At 72.4% G+C, this 18558-nt stretch carries 17 protein-coding genes; 8 read left to right on the forward strand and 9 right to left on the reverse strand.

Annotation, left to right across the window (positions count from 1 at the left end; translation table 11 throughout):
- Positions 1-44: 44 nt before the first annotated feature.
- Positions 45-704 (forward strand): spherulation-specific family 4 protein, encoded by a 660-nt coding sequence (locus ACWCP2_RS19040; protein WP_450909758.1) that lies wholly within the window; start codon positions 45-47, stop codon positions 702-704.
- On the forward strand, positions 701-1537 hold the full coding sequence (locus ACWCP2_RS19045; protein ID WP_450909733.1) for an endo alpha-1,4 polygalactosaminidase: 837 nt from the start codon (positions 701-703) through the stop codon (positions 1535-1537). The genes ACWCP2_RS19040 and ACWCP2_RS19045 overlap by 4 nt, the downstream gene beginning before the upstream one ends.
- 24 nt (positions 1538-1561) lie before the next feature.
- Here ACWCP2_RS19045 and ACWCP2_RS19050 read toward each other — a convergent pair whose 3' ends face one another.
- The 5 genes from ACWCP2_RS19050 to ACWCP2_RS19070 all read right to left on the reverse strand — a co-directional run bounded on the left by ACWCP2_RS19050 (position 1562) and on the right by ACWCP2_RS19070 (position 7932).
- Positions 1562-2743: a sensor histidine kinase gene (locus ACWCP2_RS19050; protein WP_450909759.1), complete on the reverse strand. Its 1182-nt coding sequence runs from the start codon at positions 2741-2743 to the stop codon at positions 1562-1564.
- Positions 2744-2814: 71 nt separating this feature from the next.
- Positions 2815-3582 (reverse strand): hypothetical protein, encoded by a 768-nt coding sequence (locus tag ACWCP2_RS19055; RefSeq protein ID WP_450909734.1) that lies wholly within the window; start codon positions 3580-3582, stop codon positions 2815-2817.
- Entirely contained in the window at positions 3579-5312 is a 1734-nt protein-coding gene (locus ACWCP2_RS19060; RefSeq protein WP_450909760.1) for a phosphatidylglycerol lysyltransferase domain-containing protein, read from the reverse strand. Before ACWCP2_RS19060 ends, ACWCP2_RS19055 begins: the two co-directional genes overlap by 4 nt.
- Positions 5313-5590: 278 nt before the next feature.
- Positions 5591-6652 carry a nicotinate-nucleotide--dimethylbenzimidazole phosphoribosyltransferase gene (gene cobT, locus ACWCP2_RS19065; RefSeq protein ID WP_450909735.1) on the reverse strand — a complete coding sequence of 354 codons (1062 nt, stop codon included), beginning with the start codon at positions 6650-6652 and terminating at the stop codon, positions 5591-5593.
- Between the two features lie 74 nt (positions 6653-6726).
- On the reverse strand, positions 6727-7932 hold the full coding sequence (locus tag ACWCP2_RS19070; RefSeq protein WP_450909736.1) for a bifunctional adenosylcobinamide kinase/adenosylcobinamide-phosphate guanylyltransferase: 1206 nt from the start codon (positions 7930-7932) through the stop codon (positions 6727-6729).
- A 104-nt stretch (positions 7933-8036) separates the two neighbouring features.
- Here ACWCP2_RS19070 and ACWCP2_RS19075 point away from each other — a divergent pair, with 104 nt between their 5' ends.
- Positions 8037-8249: a hypothetical protein gene (locus ACWCP2_RS19075; protein WP_450909737.1), complete on the forward strand. Its 213-nt coding sequence runs from the start codon at positions 8037-8039 to the stop codon at positions 8247-8249.
- Between the two features lie 99 nt (positions 8250-8348).
- Here ACWCP2_RS19075 and ACWCP2_RS19080 read toward each other — a convergent pair whose 3' ends face one another.
- Both ACWCP2_RS19080 and ACWCP2_RS19085 read right to left on the reverse strand, forming a co-directional pair.
- On the reverse strand, positions 8349-9071 hold the full coding sequence (locus tag ACWCP2_RS19080; RefSeq protein WP_450909738.1) for a class I SAM-dependent methyltransferase: 723 nt from the start codon (positions 9069-9071) through the stop codon (positions 8349-8351).
- 89 nt (positions 9072-9160) lie between these two features.
- Complete coding sequence (locus tag ACWCP2_RS19085) at positions 9161-9769, reverse strand: DUF3043 domain-containing protein (RefSeq protein WP_450909739.1); 609 nt, start codon at positions 9767-9769, stop codon at positions 9161-9163.
- A 233-nt stretch (positions 9770-10002) separates the two neighbouring features.
- Between ACWCP2_RS19085 and ACWCP2_RS19090 the strand changes: the two genes are divergently transcribed.
- Positions 10003-10794 (forward strand): PspA/IM30 family protein, encoded by a 792-nt coding sequence (locus ACWCP2_RS19090; protein ID WP_450909740.1) that lies wholly within the window; start codon positions 10003-10005, stop codon positions 10792-10794.
- A gap of 13 nt (positions 10795-10807) precedes the next feature.
- The gene (pspAA, locus tag ACWCP2_RS19095; RefSeq protein WP_450909741.1) at positions 10808-11086 is read left to right on the forward strand and encodes a PspA-associated protein PspAA; all 279 of its coding nucleotides are present in this window, start codon (positions 10808-10810) and stop codon (positions 11084-11086) included.
- Positions 11087-11231: 145 nt separating this feature from the next.
- Here pspAA and ACWCP2_RS19100 read toward each other — a convergent pair whose 3' ends face one another.
- Positions 11232-11999 carry a hypothetical protein gene (locus ACWCP2_RS19100; protein ID WP_450909742.1) on the reverse strand — a complete coding sequence of 256 codons (768 nt, stop codon included), beginning with the start codon at positions 11997-11999 and terminating at the stop codon, positions 11232-11234.
- 70 nt (positions 12000-12069) lie between these two features.
- Here ACWCP2_RS19100 and ACWCP2_RS19105 point away from each other — a divergent pair, with 70 nt between their 5' ends.
- From ACWCP2_RS19105 to ACWCP2_RS19115, 3 genes are all read left to right on the forward strand, one after another.
- Positions 12070-12891: an adenosylcobinamide-GDP ribazoletransferase gene (locus ACWCP2_RS19105; protein ID WP_450909743.1), complete on the forward strand. Its 822-nt coding sequence runs from the start codon at positions 12070-12072 to the stop codon at positions 12889-12891.
- Positions 12892-12928: 37 nt separating this feature from the next.
- Positions 12929-13645: a response regulator gene (locus ACWCP2_RS19110; RefSeq protein WP_450909744.1), complete on the forward strand. Its 717-nt coding sequence runs from the start codon at positions 12929-12931 to the stop codon at positions 13643-13645.
- A gap of 224 nt (positions 13646-13869) precedes the next feature.
- Positions 13870-17001 (forward strand): efflux RND transporter permease subunit, encoded by a 3132-nt coding sequence (locus tag ACWCP2_RS19115; protein ID WP_450909745.1) that lies wholly within the window; start codon positions 13870-13872, stop codon positions 16999-17001.
- Positions 17002-17080: 79 nt separating this feature from the next.
- On the opposite strand, the gene nadA is transcribed toward ACWCP2_RS19115, so the two are convergent.
- Positions 17081-18283, reverse strand: a complete 1203-nt coding sequence (gene nadA, locus ACWCP2_RS19120) for a quinolinate synthase NadA (RefSeq protein ID WP_450909746.1) — start codon at positions 18281-18283, stop codon at positions 17081-17083.
- Positions 18284-18558 lie beyond the last annotated feature (275 nt).

The following is an 18558-nucleotide window of genomic DNA, read 5'->3' on the forward strand; positions in this document are numbered from 1 at the left end:
CGTACCCACCGATCCACGTGACCCCGTACGAGAAGAAGGACCTCATGCTCCTGGTGCCCCTCTACGAGCACCCCGCCGACCGCCCCGAGGACTGGGAGCGGCTCATCCGGGCCGCGGGCCGGCTGCACTCCGTGGTGCTCAACCCCGCCAGCGGGCCCGGCGAGGCCCCCGACGAGCGGTTCGCCGCCGTCGCGGAGCGGCTGCGCGGGGCCGGCGTGCCCGTCCTGGGGTACGCCGACACCGACTACGGGCGCCGCCCGCACGCCGCCGTGGTCCAGGACCTGCTGCGCCACCGCGACTGGTACGCCACCGACGGGACCTTCCTGGACCAGGCCGCGGCCGGTCCGGAGTTCCTGCCGCACTACCGGCGGCTCGCCGTCGCGGCGCGGGCCGCCGGGGCCCGTACCGTCGTCCTCAACCACGGGGTGCACCCGCACCCGGACTACGCCGGACTCGCCGACCTGCTCGTCACCTTCGAGGGTCCCTGGGACGCCTACCGGGACGCGGCCGTCCCCCCGTGGACCGCCGACCACCCCGCCCACCGGTTCTGCCACCTCGTCTACGCCGTCCCGCCGGGCGCCCCGGCCGCCGAACTCGCCGAACGGCTCGCGGCCCAGCGCGGGGCGGGGGTGCACTGCGCGGTCCCGGGGACCGGCGCGCACCCGTGGGGGACCCTGCCGTACGCCCTGGAGGACGCCGGATGAGACGCCCGCCCGCCCGCCGCCCGCTGCTGCTGCTCCTCGTGCCCCTGCTGCTCCTCGCCGCGTGCACCTCCGGCCCGGAACCGGACGGGGACGAGGACCGGCCCGACGGCCTCTCGCCCGCCCCGGCGCCGGGCGAGCGCTGGCGGCCGGCGCCCGGGATCAGCTGGCAGTGGCAGCTGACCGGGAAGCTCGACACCTCGGTGCGGGCGGCGGTCTACGACATCGACGGGTTCACCACCACCAAGGCGCAGGTGGCCGAACTGAAAGCGGCCGGCCGGCGGACCGTCTGCTACCTCTCCACCGGCGCCTGGGAGGACTTCCGCCCGGACGCCGATGCCTTCCCGCCGTCGATGCGCGGGGCGGGCAACGGCTGGCAGGGCGAGCGCTGGCTCGACATCCGGCGGCTCGCGGAACTGGAACCGCTGATCGCCAAACGGTTCGACATGTGCCGCGACAAGGGCTTCGACGCGGTCGAGCCGGACAACATGGACGCCTACCGCAACAGGTCCGGCTTCCCCCTCACCGCCGGCGACCAGCTGGCCTACAACCGGCTGATCGCGCGGCTCGCCCACGACCGGGGGCTGTCGGCCGGGCTGAAGAACGACCTGGACCAGATCCCGGAGCTGGTGGGGGACTTCGACTTCGCGGTCAACGAGCAGTGCGCCCAGTACGACGAGTGCGCCCGGCTGACCCCGTTCATCGCGGCGGGCAAGGCGGTCTTCCACGTGGAGTACGAGCTCCCGGCGAGCCGCTTCTGCGCCGCCACGACCGCGCTGAAGCTCAGCTCGCTGGAGAAGAAGTACGACCTGGGCGCCTGGCGGAAGGCCTGCTGAGCGCTCAGCCCGGCGGGAGGCCCCTCAGCTCACCGGAAGGATGGCGTGCACCCGGTAGCCGCCGCCGAAGCGGGGCCCGGCGAAGCAGGAGCCGCCCAGGGCCACGGCCCGCTCGCGCATGCCGAGCAGGCCGTGCCCGCCGCCGGGGTCGCGGGGCTCCGGCGAGGGGTCCGCCGCGGAGCCGCCGTCGTCCAGGACGGTCACCTCCACCGAGCCCCCCACCCGCACCACGCTCACCTCGGCGCCGGCCCCCGGACCCGCGTGCTTGCGGACGTTGGTCAGCGCCTCCTGGATCACCCGGTACGCCGCCAGGTCCACGGCGGCGGGCAGCGGCGCCGCGGCGGCCGGACCCAGCTGGACCATCACCTTCACCGGCAGCCCGGCGTGCCGGAAGGTGCCCACCAGGTCGTCGAGGACGGCCAGACCGGGCGCCGGCTCGGTCGGGGCCTCCGGGTCGCCGGACTGGCGCAGCAGACCGACGGTCGCCCGCAGCTCGTTCAGGGCCGAGCGGCTGGCGTCCCGTACGTGCGCGAGGGCTTCCTTGGCCTGGTCCGGGCGCTTGTCCATGACGTGCGCGGCCACCCCCGCCTGCACGTTGACCAGGGCGATGTGGTGGGCGACCACGTCGTGCAGGTCCCGGGCGATCCGCAGCCGCTCCTCGGCGACCCGGCGCCGGGCCTCCTCCTCGCGGGTCCGCTCGGCGCGCTCGGCCCGTTCCTGGATGGCGTCGATGAAGGCCCGCCGGCTGCGCACCGCGTCCCCGGCGGCCGCGGCCATGCCCGTCCAGGCGAAGATGCCGAGGTTCTCCTGCGCGTACCAGGGCAGCGGTCCGGCCAGCATGGCCACGCCCGTCAGCCCGGCCATGGTGAGCAGGCCGAGCTTCCAGGTGGTGGGCCGGTCGGTGCGGGAGGCCACCGTGTACAGGGCGATCACCGTGCACATGGCGACGGGCGCCCGCGGCTCCCCGGTGGTCAGTTCCAGCAGCGAGAGCCCGACGGTCACGGCCAGCACCGCGCGCGGCCGCCGGCGCCGCAGCACCAGGGCGGCCGCGCCGAGCACCATCAGGACCAGCGAGAAGGGCTCGGGCGTGCGGGTGCCGAAGGTCGGGCCGTGCTCCCCGTGCGGGTTGGCGAAGGAGCCGACGACCATGGCCCCGAGCGCCCCGAACGCCAGGACGGCGTCGGTGGCCAGCGGATGGTCCCGCATCCACTGCCGTGTGGGGGCGAGCGGCCCGAGGTGTGTCGTCACCCCGATACGGTACGGCCCCGCGCCCCGGATCAGACCCGCGGCGGCGGGACCGGCGGCGCCCCGGGCGGGACCGGGGGCGGGTTCGGCGGCGGGACCGGGGGAGACGCCCCGGCGGGGGGCCGCCCCAGCGGGGCGCGGGAGCGTTCCGGGCCCCACTTGGCGCGGACCAGGCAGATCAGCATCACCGAGGCGATGGCCGCCAGGTGCTCCTTGCCCGCCAGGTTGTCCTTGAAGAGCAGCTCGCCGATCATGACCAGGATCACGACGGAGCCGGTCAGGTACGCCCGGTAGCGCCAGCAGACGTACACGGCGAGCCCGACCACCGCCGCCGAGGGCCCGGTGTCGTTGACGATCCGGTCCGAGTCGGGCAGGCCGAAGGGGTGGTCCGGGCCCAGCGTGAGCCCGATCCGCGCGTACGTGGTCCCGGCCAGGGTGGCGACGTAGCCGATGACCAGCGTGCGCCACCAGCCGATGCAGATCTCCGCGATCCCGAACACCAGCAGGATCTGCGCGAGCGCCCCCCACACCGGCAGGTCGAGCGCCGGGACGAACAGCGACAGCGGGGTCCGCAGCAGGGCCAGCCAGAGCGGGTCGACGGCCTTGACCGACCCGAGGTCCTGCACCGGCTGGAAGCCCCATGACGTCTGCTGGACGATCTGGAAGACGGTCGTCAGGCAGACCGCGCCGAGGGTCATCGGGATCGCCCGCCACTTGTCGCGGACGAGCGCGTCCCGGACCGTCCGGTACAGGGGCCCCCACTCGCGGCGGGCGAACCGCCGCAGTGAGGCAGTGGTCAACGCTTGCTCTCCAGATGTCTGCGGTGCATCCACTTCGGCAGCCCGGGTGCTTCCAGGAAGCCCTCGGCCCGGCCGGCCGCGATCCCGATCCGCAGCAGGTCCGAACTCTTCTCGAAGAGCATGAACCGCGGTTCCCAGATCGGCCGGTATTTGGCGTTGGCCCGGTAGAGGGACTCGATCTGCCACCAGCGCGAGAAGAAGCTCAGCAGCGAGCGCCACAGACGCAGCACCGGACCGGCGCCGAGCTTCGACCCGCGCTCGAAGACGGAACGGAACATCGCGAAGTTCAGCGAGACCTGTGTGACCCCGATCTCCTTTGACCGCTCCAGGAGTTCGATCACCATGAACTCCATCAGACCGTTCTCGGAATCCCGGTCACGGCGCATCAGGTCCAGGGACAGGCCCTTCGGCCCCCAGGGCACGAAGGACAGGACGGCGCGCAGCTCGCCCTCGCCGTCGAAGCACTCCAGCATCACGCACTGGCCGTCGCCGGGATCGCCCAGCCGGCCCAGTGCCATGGAGAAGCCGCGCTCGGTCGCGCCGTCGCGCCAGTCGTCGGCGCGCACCAGCAGTACGTCCATCTCCTCGGTGGGGATGTCGGCGTGGCGGCGGATGCGGACGGTGTACCCGGCCCGCTTGACGCGGTTGTACGCCTGGCGGACGGTGCGCATGGCGCGGCCCTCCAGGGTGAACTCGTCGGTCTCCACGATGGCCTCGTCGCCGAGTTCCAGCGCGTCCAGTCCGTGCCGGGCGTAGATCTGCCCGGCCTCCTCGCTCGCGCCCATCACGGCGGGCACCCAGCCGTGCTCGCGGGCCTCGGCCAGCCACGGGTCGATGGCGCCGGGCCAGGCCTCGGGGTCGCCGATCGGGTCGCCGGAGGCCAGCGAGACCCCGCCGACGACGCGGTAGGTGACCGCGGCCTTGCCGGTGGGGGACCAGATGACGGACTTCTCGCGGCGCAGCGCGAAGTAGCCCAGCGAGTCGCGGTCGCCGTGCCGGGCGAGCAGCAGGCGCAGCTTCTCCTCGTCCTCCTCGCCGAGCGGGTCGACGGCGCGGCGCGAGCGGAACGCCGCGAACAGGACGGCGAGCAGCAGCAGCGTCGACATGACGTTGATCGCCACGTCCACCCAGCCCGGGGTGGTGATGGTGTTGTAGGCCTTGTCGTCCGGGGCCAGGGTGACCAGCCGCATCACGCCGTACCGCCACCGCGCCAGGAAGGTGGCGTCCGCGGCGTCGGGGTCGGTGTTGGTCGCGCCGACGAGCAGGGCGGCGACCAGCGAGGTCAGCAGCAGGCCGACGGAGGCGACCAGGCTGGCGAGCAGCGGGTTGGAGCGGTCGCCCTTGGCGTAGAACTCCCGGCGGCCCAGCAGCAGGGCGCCGACGAAGAGCGCGGTCAGCCCGAAGGCCACCCAGTTCTGCGGGTGCCCACGGAACTCCGGGTAGCAGAACTCGTACCCGCTCCCCGAGCACGGGGTGAAGGAGGCGACGGCGGCCATCGTGAAGGCCGCCAGCAGCAGCCCGCTGAGCACGAGGTTCAGGATCCAGGCCGCCCGTTTGCGGCGGCCCATGGTGACGGTGAGCAGCAGGGAGAACGCCGCCGAGGCGAAGCCCGCCGTGAGCAGGTACGGGGTGTAGAAATCGGCGGTGCTGTGCCGGCGCAGGTCCTGGCCGAGCGAGAACCACACCGCGCTGAGCAGGTTGACGAAGGTGACGGCGCGCAGGTACCACACCGCGAAGGTGGCGCTGCGCCGTGAGCGGACGCTTCCCCGGCCGCTGCCCCGGCCGCCGGCCTGGACGTTCGCGGGGGTCGGAGCCTGGGCGTTCCCCCGCCCGCCCCCCGGATTGTTTCTGCCGTTCGGATCCCCACCGGTTCCTCGGTCGGTCTTCCGATCGGTCTCTGCGCTGGTCAAACGGACCTCTCCCATAAAAAGCGATGATATGGGGCATCGCGGTCCGTGCTGGGGTCCCTGAGGGCCGCGGCCTGGTCAGGACCGCGGGCCCCGGTGACTCATTCGGTCGGCTCGGCCGCCCGTTCCGGGAGTTCCGCCGCGAGTGCGGCGGCCGCCTGGACGAGGGGGAGAGCCAGCAGCGCCCCGGTTCCTTCTCCCACAGTGACGCCGTGGTCGAGCACGGGGTTGAGTGCCATCCGGTCCAGGGCCTTCGCCTGGCCCGGCTCCCCGCTGGCCTGTCCGGCCAGCCACCAGTCCGGGGCCCGGAAGGCGGCCCGCTGCGCCACCAGCCCGCAGGCCGCCGAGACGACCCCGTCGAGGATCACGGGGGTGCGGCGCACCGCGCACTGGAGCAGGAAGCCGGTGATCGCCGCGACATCGGCGCCGCCGACGGTGGCGAGCAGCGCCACCTGATCGCCGAGGACGGGCCGGGCGCGTCGCAGCGCGTCGCGGATCGCCGCGCACTTGCGCATCCAGGTCAGGTCGTCGATCGGCATGCCGCCGCGGCCGGTGACCACGGAGGCGTCCGTACCGCACAGGGCGGCGACGAGGGTCGCGGCGACGGTGGTCCCGCCGACGCTCAGGTCGCCGAGGACGATCAGGTCGGTCCCGGAGTCGGCCTCCTCGTCGGCGATCTGGATCCCGAGGCGCAGCGCGGCCTCGGCCTCCTCGGTCGTCAGCGCGTCCTCCACGTCGATCCGCCCGCTGCCGCGCCGCACGCGGTGCTTGGTGATCTCCTGGGGCAGCAGGTCGAGATGGCAGTCCAGTCCGGCGTCCACGATCCGTACGGAGGCACCGAGACGTCCGGCCAGCACCGACACCGGGCTGCGGCCGTCCAGGACGGCCCGCACCAGCTCGTGGGCGCTGCCGGCGGGACGTACGGAGACCCCCTCGGAGGCCACCCCGTGGTCCGCGGCGAACAGGACGACGCGGGGCCGCTCGATCGGCTTGACCGGCACCCGGCCCTGGGCGGCGGCGAGCCACTCGGCGAGTTCGTCGAGCCGCCCCAGCGCCCCGACCGGCACGGCCAGCCGTTCACGGCGTTCCTCGGCGTCACGCCGGACGCCCCCGTCGGGGCGCTCGATCAGATCGGAGAAGTCGTCGAGATTCAGCGTGGTCATTTGCCAGAGGGTACAGCGGCCCCCCGCGCTGCCCGAACGGTCCGTGCGCCGCGTTCCGTTGCCGGTGGCCGCCGCTACTGCTTCAGGACCAGCGCCTGCCCCGCCACCACCAGGAGGACGTGCTCGCACTCCCCGGCGACCCCCGCGTTCAGCCGCCCCAGCTCGTCGCGGAACCGCCGCCCCGACGCCGTCGCGGGAACGACCCCGGAGCCGACCTCGTTGCTGACCAGCACCACCTGGCGACGGGTGGCCCTCACCGCCGCCACCAGTTCGCCGACGCGCGCGGCCAGCTCCTTGCTTCCCCCGCCCGCCCAGACGGAGTCGTCCCACGCGCCGGCCCGGTCCATCGCGTCCGTGAGCCACAGCGCCAGGCAGTCGACGAGCAGCGCCGGCCCCTCCTGCTCCAGCAGCGGCACCAGGTCGCAGGTCTCCACCGTCCGCCAGGACGCGGCCCGGCGCTCGCGGTGCAGCCCGATCCGCGCGGCCCACTCCGGGTCGCCCTCGCGCGTACCGCCGGTGGCCACGTAGACCACCTCCGGGTAGCCGGACAGCCGGCGCTCGGCCTCGTACGATTTGCCCGACCGGGCCCCGCCCAGGACCAGGGTCCGGCGCGGCACCTCGGGCGCCGGCCGGTACTCCCCGGCCGCCACCGTGGTCCCGTCCGGCACCGTGCGGGCGCCCGCGGCGGCGCACCGGCGCTCCAGTTCCGCTCCCGGCGGGGTGTCGTGGTCCAGGTGGACCGCGATCACGTCCGTCGCCGGGCCCACCGCCCCGCTGGCCCGCAGCCGCGCCAGCGCCTCCGGCCGGCCGAGCACGTCCGCGAGGACCACGTCGTACGGGCGCCGCCCGCTGGTGCCCGAGGTCCCGGCCGGGGCCCCGCCCGGCGGCAGGTACAGCATCCGGGCACCGTCCGGCCCGGTCACCTCGTACCCGGTGCCCGGCGCGTCCATCGGCACGGCCCGCACCCGGTGCCCGGAGATCACCGCGAGCTCCCGCCCGTCCGGGACCCGCCCGGCCGCCGGCAGCCCCGGCGGCAGCTCGACGGCGGGGCCGTCGTGCGGGTGGGTCAGCAGGACCTGCCGTACGGCGGCCAGCGAATGCCCCGCCCTGGCGCCGGCGAGCACCGCCCCGGGCGTCAGGTCGAGCAGCAGCGCCCCGTCCACGAGCACGGACGTGGCGGCGCGCGCCCGGGGCCCCACGGAGAGCGCGCACGCGGCGCAGGGACAGCCGGGGCGGGGCAGTCCTTCGGGTGTGCCGGTGCCGAGCAGAGTGAGTTCCACAGGATGATCCTCCCGCGTCGCCGGGACTGCTGCGCGCCCGGTTAGTCTGCGGGCACACTCAAGGCGAGAAGCGTGTGAGAAGCGGACGAGCAACGGAGGCGGACATGGCGTGGACGTGGCGGTTCGAGGCGGCCGACGGCAGCGAGACGAGCCCGTCGGTGGTGCCGGAGGAGTTCACCACGCAGGGGGACGCCGAATCCTGGATCGGCGAGTACTGGAAGGACCTGCTGGAGGGCGGTACCGAACAGGTGAAGCTGTCCGACGACAACGGGGTCCAGCTCTACACGATGAGCCTGCGCGAGGCCGCTGAGCTCTGACCGGTTCCGGACGTTTCCGGCCGGGTGGGCGAGAGCCCGGACCCCCTCGGGGGTCCGGGCTCCGCCGTGTCGTGCGCTGTCCGCGGGGGACCGGGCGGTTCAGCCCCGTACGCCGCACAGGTGCAGCAGCGCGGCCACCCCGCGGTAGGGGTCGGTCCGCCCGGCGCGGTCCTCGGCGGCGAGCAGCCGCTCCAGTTCCGCGTCGGCGGGGAGCTCGTCCGCCACCTCGGTGCCGTCGGTGAAGACGCGTACGCCGTACCAGGTGTGCAGCGGGGCGCCGATCCCGGACAGGGTCGCGGTCAGCGTGGCCAGCCGGTCGGCGCGCACGTCCAGGCCCAGCCGGTTCGTGTAGTCGACGCCGTCGAAGGCGGCCAGCGCGGCCGTCCAGTCGCCGTGCAGGCCGGGCCGCATGGCGAGGGCGTCGCCGTTGCGCACCAGCAGGGACAGCAGCCCGCCGGGGGCCAGCATCCGGGCGAGCCCGGCGAGCATGGCGTCCGGCTCGGGGACGTACATGAGGACGCCGTGGCAGAGCACGACGTCGAAGCTGCCCGGCAGGAAGTGCGCGCCGGTCTCCCGGCCGTCGCCCTCCATGAGGCGTACGCGGTCGCGGATCCCGGGGGGTTCGGCGGCCAGCACCTCACGGGCGACGGCCAGCATGGCCGGATCCTGCTCCAGCCCGGTCACCATGTGCCCCGCGCGGGCCAGGCGCAGGGCCTGCGTGCCCTGGCCCATGCCGACGTCCAGGACGCGCAGCCGCTGTCCCACGGGGAAGCGGTGCGCGATCTGCTCGTCGACCTGCCGGCCGACGAGCTCCTGGCGCACCGCGTTGCGGAGCCCGCCCAGGCCTTCGAGCCACAGCCGGGCCCCGTCCGCGAAGCCACCCCCGCCGAACGCTCCGGGCGTTCCTCCGCTCAGGGCCGTTCCCCGCGCTTGACCTGCGGCTTCGGCAGACGCAGCCGGCGCATCTGGAGGGTGCGCATCAGGCCGTACGCGACGGCGCCGCGCTTGGGCTCGTCCGGGAAGCGCTGGCCGAGGGCCTTGCGCAGACGGATGAACATGCCGATGGAGTCGAGGATGATCAGTGCGATCACGCCGAGCCACAGCAGCAGCGCGATGTTCTGGATGGACGGCACCCGCACCATGCTCAGCACCAGGATGATCACGGCCAGCGGCAGGAACATCTCGGCGACGGAGAAGCGGGAGTCGACGAAGTCGCGTACGTACCGGCGCACGGGACCCTTGTCCCGGTTGGGCAGGTAACGCTCGTCGCCATTGGCGAGGGCCTCGCGCTGCTTGGTCATCTCGACCCGGCGGCGCTCACGAGCCCGCTTGGCATCCTCCTTGCGGTTGCCGGTCGAAGCCACCACTGCCTTGCGCTGCGACTGGGCCACAGCACGCTTCGGCGTCGGGCGGCCCTTCGGGGCCTGAGGGTCACGGGACTGCGAGAGGTCGGCGCTCACCTTGTCGGTGGCGGCGTCCTTCTCTTCCTTGGAGGATCGGCTACCAAACACAAAACCCAAGGGTACGTGGTTGTGGACACGCGCCCCATCCCGGCGGGGAACGATCCGGCAACGGCGGGCGTCCTTCCTGAGGGGAGCACCTACTCCTTACGCCTGACACGGCGGGCGAGCAGTCGTCCTGGAGGAGGAGCGCATCCCCGCTCGAACAGTGCGGTAATAGAGACAGGGCCCGTACTGTGGGTCTTGTTGGTGACCTGGAGCACAGTCCGTCTAGAAGGGGGCGCGCGAAGCCCATGAGCGGTGTCATGAAGCGTATGGGGATGATCTTCCGCGCGAAGGCGAACAAGGCCCTGGACCGGGCCGAGGACCCGCGCGAGACCCTCGACTACTCGTACCAGAAGCAGCTCGAACTGCTGCAGAAGGTGCGCCGCGGAGTCGCCGACGTGGCGACCTCCCGCAAGCGGCTGGAACTGCAGCTCAACCAGCTCCAGGGCCAGTCCAGCAAGCTGGAGGACCAGGGCCGCAAGGCGCTGGCCCTGGGCCGCGAGGACCTGGCCCGCGAGGCCCTGTCCCGCCGCGCCTCGCTGCAGCAGCAGGTCAGCGACCTCGAAGTGCAGCACCAGACCCTCCAGGGCGAGGAGGAGAAGCTGACGCTGGCCGCGCAGCGGCTCCAGGCCAAGGTGGACGCCTTCCGCACCAAGAAGGAGACCATCAAGGCCACGTACACGGCCGCGCAGGCGCAGACGCGGATCGCCGAGTCCTTCTCCGGCATCTCCGAGGAGATGAGCGACGTCGGCCTCGCCATCCAGCGCGCCGAGGACAAGACCGCGCAGCTCCAGGCCCGCGCCGGAGCGATCGACGAGCTGCTCGCCTCCGGAGCGCTCAGCGACGCGAGCGGGCTCGCCAAGGACGACCTCCAGGCCGAACTGGACCGCATCTCGGGCGGTTCGGACGTGGAGCTGGAGCTCCAGCGGATGAAGGCCGAGCTCGCGGGCGGTCCCTCCGCGCAGAATCCGGCCATCGAGGGCGGCGCCCCGGGCACCGGCCAGCAGTCGCAGACCCAGCACCGGTTCGACAAGCAGTAGGACGGGGCCCGTCATGATTGTCCGCATCATGGGGGAAGGTCAGGTGGAGCTGGCGGACAGCCACTTCACCGAGCTCAACACGCTGGACGACGAACTGCTCGCGGAGATGGAGAGCGGTGACGAGGAGGGCTTCCGGCGCACGCTGGGGGAGCTGCTCGCCGCCGTGCGCCGCCTCGGCACCCCGCTGCCCGACGAGGCGCTGGAACCGTCCGAGCTGATCCTGCCGGCCCCCGACGCCTCGCTGGACGAGGTGCGGGAGATGCTGCGGGACGACGGGTTGATCCCGGGCTGATGCCGGGCTGATCCCGGGCTGATTCCGGGCCGAGACGTGAGAGAAGGGCCCACCCCCATCCGGGTGGGCCCTTCCCCCGTTCCGGCTGCGTCAGGGCCGGTTCAGGGCCGGTTCAGGGCCATTTCAGGGTCGTTTCAGGGTCGCGTCAGTGCTTCTCGCTCTTGGAGATCCGCCGCTCCGGGTCCGGGGTCCCGCCGATGAAGTTCTCGAACTTCCGCCGCGGCGAGGACCACCGGCGGTCGTGGTGGAAGGCGCGCAGATTGGCCTTGGCGCGGGCCTTCGGGCGGTTCGCGTAGAACTTGTTCGCGTACGGGGAACCGGGCCGGGCGAGCCGGATCGCGCCGATCAGCGCGACGAAGGGGATGACGGTCCCGAAGAACGCGGTGCGCGCCTTGCCCTTCCACAGGGCGATCAGGGCGAGGAAGAAGTTGGTCGCCGTGTTCATGGCGACCAGTCCGCGGTTGTGCCGCTCGTCCTCGGTGAGGTCGTTGACCCCGAACGGCAGGAACCCGCCCAGCACCAGCGCCACGATCGCCGCGGTCAGGACCACGATCTCCACGCTCTTGCGGCCCTGCTCGCTCCAGTAGACGTCGTCCAGGTGCAGGATCAGCGCGAACTCGTCCAGCACCAGCCCCGCGCCCAGCCCGAAGATCACGGCCGACAGGCCCGCCCCGAAGCTGTGCCGGGCGCTGCCGATCGCACCGAAACCGCCGATGATCACGAGGATCACGCCCGGGACCACGTGGTGGATGTGCATCCCGCCCGGGGTGACGTTCTTGAAGGGTCCCCGCCCCGCCCGGATCATCCGGGTGATCATGCGGGTGACCAGGAAGGACAGGACGAAGGAGAGCAGCGCGAGGAGCAGCGGGAGCTTCCCCGGCTCCACGATGTTGCGATACCACCAGTGACCCATGCCACCACCTCCCGATTTGGGGTGTATTGGGTAACTTACCGGTCGCATCGAACGGGTAGCGTTCGCGCCGATGACAGATTCGTACGACGGCCCGTCCCCGACCCCGCCCCCGGAGCGCGCCTCGCTGCTCGACGGGGTGCGCTTCGCCTTCGGCACGCTCACCGTGCTGCCCACCCGCATCCACCGCTGGGACCGCCCCGCCGCCCGCACCGGCATGGCCTGCGCCCCGCTCGCCGGGCTTGTCGTGGGGCTCCTCGCGGCCGCGCCCGGGGTGGTCCTGCTGCTGTGCGGAGGCGGCCCGCTGCTCGCCGCCGCCGTCACCGTCGCGGTACCGGCGGCCCTGACCCGCGCCCTGCACCTGGACGGCCTCGCCGACACGGCGGACGGACTGGGCAGCGCCAAACCGGCCGACGCCGCGCTGCGCATCATGAAGCAGTCCGACATCGGGCCCTTCGGTGTGGTGGCGCTGGTGTTCACGCTGCTGGTCCAGGTCGCGGCGCTGGCGGACGTGTACGCCGACAGCTGGAACCGGGGTGCGCTGGCCGCCGTGGTCGCCGCCGTCACCGCCCGGCTCGCCATGACCCTCGCCTCCCGCGACGGGGTCCCCCCGGCCCGCCCCGAGGGGCTGGGCGCGGCCGTCGCCGGGGTCGTCCCGGGCGGGGCGGCCGCCGCCGTCGCAGGCCTCGTACTCGTGCTGTCCGCCGCCGCGGCCCTCCCGCTGGGCCTGCCGGCCGCCGCCCAGTGCGCGGCGGCCGTCCTGGCCGCCCTGCTGGCCGCGGAAGCCCTGCTCCGCCGCTGCGTGCGCCGCTTCGACGGGGTCACCGGGGACGTGTTCGGAGCCCTGGCCGAGGTCTCGGCGACGACGGCCCTGCTCGTACTGGCCCTGGGCTGAGGCCTTTCCGGCGCGCGGGACGACGTAGGGTCGGGGCGTGGAACAGACCCCGAACCAGGCCCCGACGCCCATCCGGGTGCTCCTCGCCGACGATCAGGCCCTGCTGCGCAGCGCGTTCAAGGTGCTCGTCGACTCCGAGGCCGACATGTGCGTGGTCGGGGAGGCCTCCGACGGGGCGCAGGCCTTCGAGCTGGCCCGCACGGAGCGGCCCGACGTCGTGCTCATGGACATCCGGATGCCCGGCACCGACGGCCTCGCCGCCACCCGGCTGATCAGCGCCGACCCCGAACTGGCCGAGGTCCGCGTGGTGATGCTCACGACCTTCGAGGTGGACGAGTACGTCGCGGCGGCCCTGCGGGCGGGCGCCTCCGGGTTCCTCGGGAAGGGGGCCGAGCCCGAGGAACTGCTCAACGCCATCCGCGTCGCGGCCGCCGGCGACGCGCTGCTCTCCCCGGCCGCCACCAAGGGGCTCATCGCCACCTTCCTCGCGCAGGGCGGCGGAGCCGGCGAGACCCCCGCCGCGGGCGCGGCCCACCTGCAGCGCCTGGCCGCGCTGACCGGACGCGAGCGCGAGGTCCTCGTCCTGGTCGCTGCGGGCCTGTCCAACGACGAGATCGCCCGCCGGCTGGAAGTCAGCCCGCTCACCGTCAAGACCCACGTGAACCGGGCCATGTCCAAGCTCGGCGCCCGCGACAGGGCGCAATTGGTGGTCATCGCGTACGAATCGGGACTGGTCCGGCCCCGGGCCGAGTAGTCCGCCATACCGCACGGCGGTCCGCGATACGGGGCGGAGTACGGGTTCGGAGTACACCCGTCTACTGCGGACGCGGTATGCCCCGGATAAGGACGGGACCTGGGAGCGACGCCGGCGTGCCCGTGCGCGGGAGAGGCTGAGGGGCCCCGCGCGTGCCCGAAGGCACGGCCGTCCGTCATGCCTCGTCGACGTCACCGCGTCCCTGCAGAGAGATCCCCATAGCCATGTTCCGGCTGTCCCGCTTCAGCCTCGCCCAGAGGGCGCTGATCGGCCTCGTGTCGCTCGTCGCGCTCCTCTTCGGCGCCATTGCCATCCCACAGCTCAAGCAGCAGCTGCTGCCCTCCATCGACCTGCCGATGGTGTCCGTGCTCGCGCCGTACCAGGGCGCCTCGCCCGACGTGGTGGAGAAGCAGGTCGTCGAGCCGATCGAAGCCATGCTCAAGGGCGTCGACGGCATCACCGGCATCACCTCCACCGCCAGCGAGGGCAACGCCCTCATCATGGCGACCTTCGACTACGGCGACGAGGGCACCAAGCAGCTCGTCGCCGACGTGCAGCAGGCCGTCAACCGGGCCCGCGTACGGCTGCCCTCCGAGGTCGACCCGCAGGTCGTCGCCGGTTCCACCGACGACATCCCGACCGTGGTCCTCGCCGTCACCTCCGACAAGGACCAGCAGGCGCTGGCCGACCAGCTGAACAAGTCCGTGGTCCCCGCGCTGGAGGACATCGCGGGCGTCGGCCAGGTCACCGTCGACGGGGTCCGGGACCTCCAGGTCACCGTCACCCCCGACGACGCGAAGCTCGCCGCCGCCGGCCTCGACGGCGCGGCCCTGGCCCAAGGCCTCCAGGCGGGCGGCGCCACCGTCCCCGCCGGCTCCTTCGACGAGGCGGGCAAGAACCGCACCGTGCGCGTCGGTTCGGGCTACACCTCGCTCGCCCAGCTGGAGGACCTGCGCCTCACCGCCGGCCCGGGCAAGCCCGCCGTCCGCCTCGGCGACGTGGCGAGCGTGAAGCAGGAGCCGGCCAAGGCCGACTCCGTCACCCGCACCAACGGCAAGCCCAGCCTCGCCGTCATGCTGACCATGGACAAGGACGGCAGCGCCGTCGCCATCTCGGACGCGGTCAAGGACAAGCTGCCCGAGCTCCGCTCCACCCTCGGCTCCGGCGCCGAGCTGACCGTCGTCAGCGACCAGGGCCCGGCCGTCGCCAAGTCCATCTCGGGCCTGACCACCGAGGGCCTGCTCGGCCTGGTCTTCGCCGTCGTCGTGATCCTGGTCTTCCTCGGCTCCCTGCGCTCGACGCTGGTCACCGCGGTCTCCATCCCGCTCTCCGTCGTCCTGGCGCTGATCGTGCTGTGGACCCGCGACCTCTCCCTCAACATGCTGACGCTGGGCGCGCTCACCATCGCCATCGGCCGGGTCGTCGACGACTCGATCGTGGTCCTGGAGAACATCAAGCGCCACCTCGGCTACGGCGAGGAGCGGCAGCACGCCATCATCACCGCGGTCAAGGAAGTGGCCGGCGCGGTCACCTCCTCCACGCTCACCACCGTCGCCGTCTTCCTGCCGATCGCCTTCGTCGGCGGCATGGTCGGCCAGTTCTTCGGCCCGTTCTCCATCACCGTCACCGCGGCCCTGCTGGCCTCGCTGCTCGTCTCCCTGACGGTCGTGCCGGTGCTCTCGTACTGGTTCCTGCGCGCGCCGAAGGGCGTCAGCGAGGGGGACGCCGCGAGCATCGACAAGGCCCGCCGCGAGGCCGAGGAGAAGGAGTCCCGCAGCAAGCTCCAGCGGTTCTACGTACGGGCCCTGGGCCTGGTCACCCGGCGCCGGGTGACCACCCTCGTCGTCGCCGTCGTGGTGCTCGTCGCGACGCTGGGCATGACCCCGCTGCTCAAGACGAACTTCTTCGACCAGGGCGAGCAGGAAGTCCTCAGCATCAAGCAGCAGCTGCCGCCCGGCACCTCGCTGGCCGCCGCGGACGAGGCGAGCCGCAAGGTCGAGAAGGTCCTGGACGGGACCGACGGGGTCAAGGACTACCAGGTCACCGTCGGCTCCTCCGGCTTCATGGCCGCCTTCGGCGGCGGTACGGGCTCCAACCAGGCCTCGTACCAGGTCACGATGGAGGACTCGGGCCGCACCGACTCGGCCAAGAAGCACATCGAGACCGCCCTGAAGGGGCTCGACGGCATCGGCGAGACCACCATCGCGGCCGGTGACGGCTTCGGCAGCCAGAACCTCAGCGTCGTCGTCAAGGCCGGCGACGGAGCCGTCCTCGCCAAGGCGGCCGAGCAGGTCCGCGCCGCGGTGGCGAAGATCGACGACGTCACCGACGTCCAGAGCGACCTGTCCCAGTCCGTGCCCCGGATCTCGGTCACCGCCACCCCCAAGGCGGCGGAGCTCGGCCTGAACCAGGCGGCGCTCGGCGCCCTCGTCGGCCAGGCCGTACGCGGCAACCCGGCGGGCAAGGCCGTACTGGACGACACCGAGCGGGACATCGTCATCAAGTCCGCACAGCCGGCCACCACCCTGGCCCAGCTGCGGGCGCTGCCCGTCGGCCCCGTGAAGCTCGGCGACATCGCCGAGGTCAAGGAGGTCCCCGGCCCCGTCGCGATGACCCGGATCGACGGCGCCCGCGCCGCGACCATCACCGCGAAGCCGGTCGGTGACAACACCGGCGCCGTCAGCTCCACCCTGCAGACCAAGATCAAGGCCCTGGACCTGCCCGAGGGCGCCACGGCCACCATCGGCGGCGTCGGACAGGACCAGAGCGAGGCCTTCGGCCAGCTGGGCCTGGCCATGCTCGCGGCCATCGCGATCGTGTTCATGCTGCTCGTCGCGACGTTCCGCTCGCTGGTCCAGCCGCTGATCCTGCTGGTCTCGATCCCCTTCGCCGCGACCGGCGCGCTCGGCCTGCTCCTGGTCACCGGCACCCCGCTCGGCGTCCCGGCGATGATCGGCATGCTGATGCTCATCGGCATCGTCGTGACCAACGCGATCGTCCTGATCGACCTGGTCAACCAGTACCGGGCCCAGGGCTACGGCGTGATCGAGGCGGTCGTCGAGGGCGGCCGCCACCGGCTGCGCCCGATCCTGATGACGGCACTGGCGACGATCTTCGCGCTGCTCCCGATGGCGCTGGGCGTCACCGGGGAGGGCGGCTTCATCTCGCAGCCGCTCGCGGTGGTCGTCATCGGCGGCCTGATCAGCTCCACCCTGCTGACCCTGCTCCTGGTGCCGACCCTCTACACGATGCTGGAGCTCCGCAAGGAGCGCCGCAGCGCGAAGAAGCGGGCCCGCCTGAGCGTGGTCCCGGCCCCGGCGGCCTCCGCGCAGGACGAGAGCCCGGTCAAGGTCTGAGAGCCGTAGGCACGTACACGCCGAAGGGCCGCCCCTCGCAGGAGGGGCGGCCCTTCGGTCGTCGTGCCGCGGGTCCGGGCTACGGAAGCGCGAGCATCCGCTCCAGGGCGAGCTTGGCGAAGCTCTCGGTCTCCTTGTCGACCTGGATCTGGTTGACGAGGTTGCCCTCGGCCAGGGACTCCAGGGTCCACACCAGGTGGGGGAGGTCGATGCGGTTCATGGTCGAGCAGAAGCAGACCGTCTTGTCGAGGAAGACGACCTCCTTGTCCTGCGCGGCGAAACGGTTCGCCAGGCGGCGCACGAGGTTCAGCTCGGTGCCGATGGCCCACTTGGAGCCGGCCGGGGCCGCCTCCAGCGCCTTGATGATGTACTCGGTGGAGCCGACGTAGTCCGCGGCCGCCACGACCTCGTGCTTGCACTCCGGGTGGACCAGGACGTTCACGCCGGGGATGCGGGCGCGCACGTCGTTGACCGAGTCGACCGAGAAGCGGCCGTGGACCGAGCAGTGACCGCGCCACAGGATCATCTTGGCGTTGCGGAGCTGCTCGACGGTCAGGCCGCCGTTCGGCTTGTGCGGGTTGTAGAGCACGCAGTCGTCCAGGGACATGCCCATGTCGCGGACGGCGGTGTTGCGGCCCAGGTGCTGGTCCGGCAGGAAGAGCACCTTCTCGCCCTGCTCGAACGCCCACTCCAGGGCCTTCTTGGCGTTGGACGACGTACAGATCGTGCCGCCGTGCTTGCCCGTGAAGGCCTTGATGTCGGCCGAGGAGTTCATGTACGAGACGGGGACCGTGGCTCCGGCGATGCCGGCCTCGGTCAGCACGTCCCAGCACTCCGCGACCTGCTCGGCGGTGGCCATGTCGGCCATCGAGCAGCCCGCGGCCAGGTCCGGCAGGACGACCTTCTGGCCGTCCGAGGTGAGGATGTCCGCGGACTCGGCCATGAAGTGGACGCCGCAGAAGACGATGTACTCGGCCTCCGGCCTGGCGGCCGCGTCCTTGGCGAGCTTGAAGGAGTCACCGGTGACGTCGGCGAACTCGATGACCTCGTCACGCTGGTAGTGGTGGCCGAGGATGAAGACCTTGTCCCCGAGCTTCTCCTTGGCGGCACGGGCGCGCGCCACGAGGTTCGGGTCCGACGGCGAGGGCAGGTCGCCGGGGCACTCCACCCCGCGCTCGCTCTTGGGGTCGGCTTCGCGGCCGAGCAGCAGCAAGGCAAGGGGCGTCGGCTGGACGTCCAAAGGCTGGTTGTCCAAAGGCTGGGCGGTGGTCACGACACGCACCCTTTCTGTTCTTCGACAAGGGACTTCTGAAGCCACTCTGAAGCCATCGCTTCGACTTCTCGTCTATTTGACGCTATCTATCATAACTGCTTCACGTCACTTTGACGATGCCGATAGTGTCGATGTGACGAATTCGCCCGCCCCCCACGGGTGCCTCGCCGGGACCCACCACCGCGCGACGGTGTGCGAGCATGGAATTTCTGAAACACGCGTCGGGTCCCGGAATGAATCCGCGGTCCCGCTCGTTGCCACCGACGGCAAGAGTCCGACGTTTC

Source organism: Streptomyces sp. NPDC002104 (assembly GCF_053593795.1).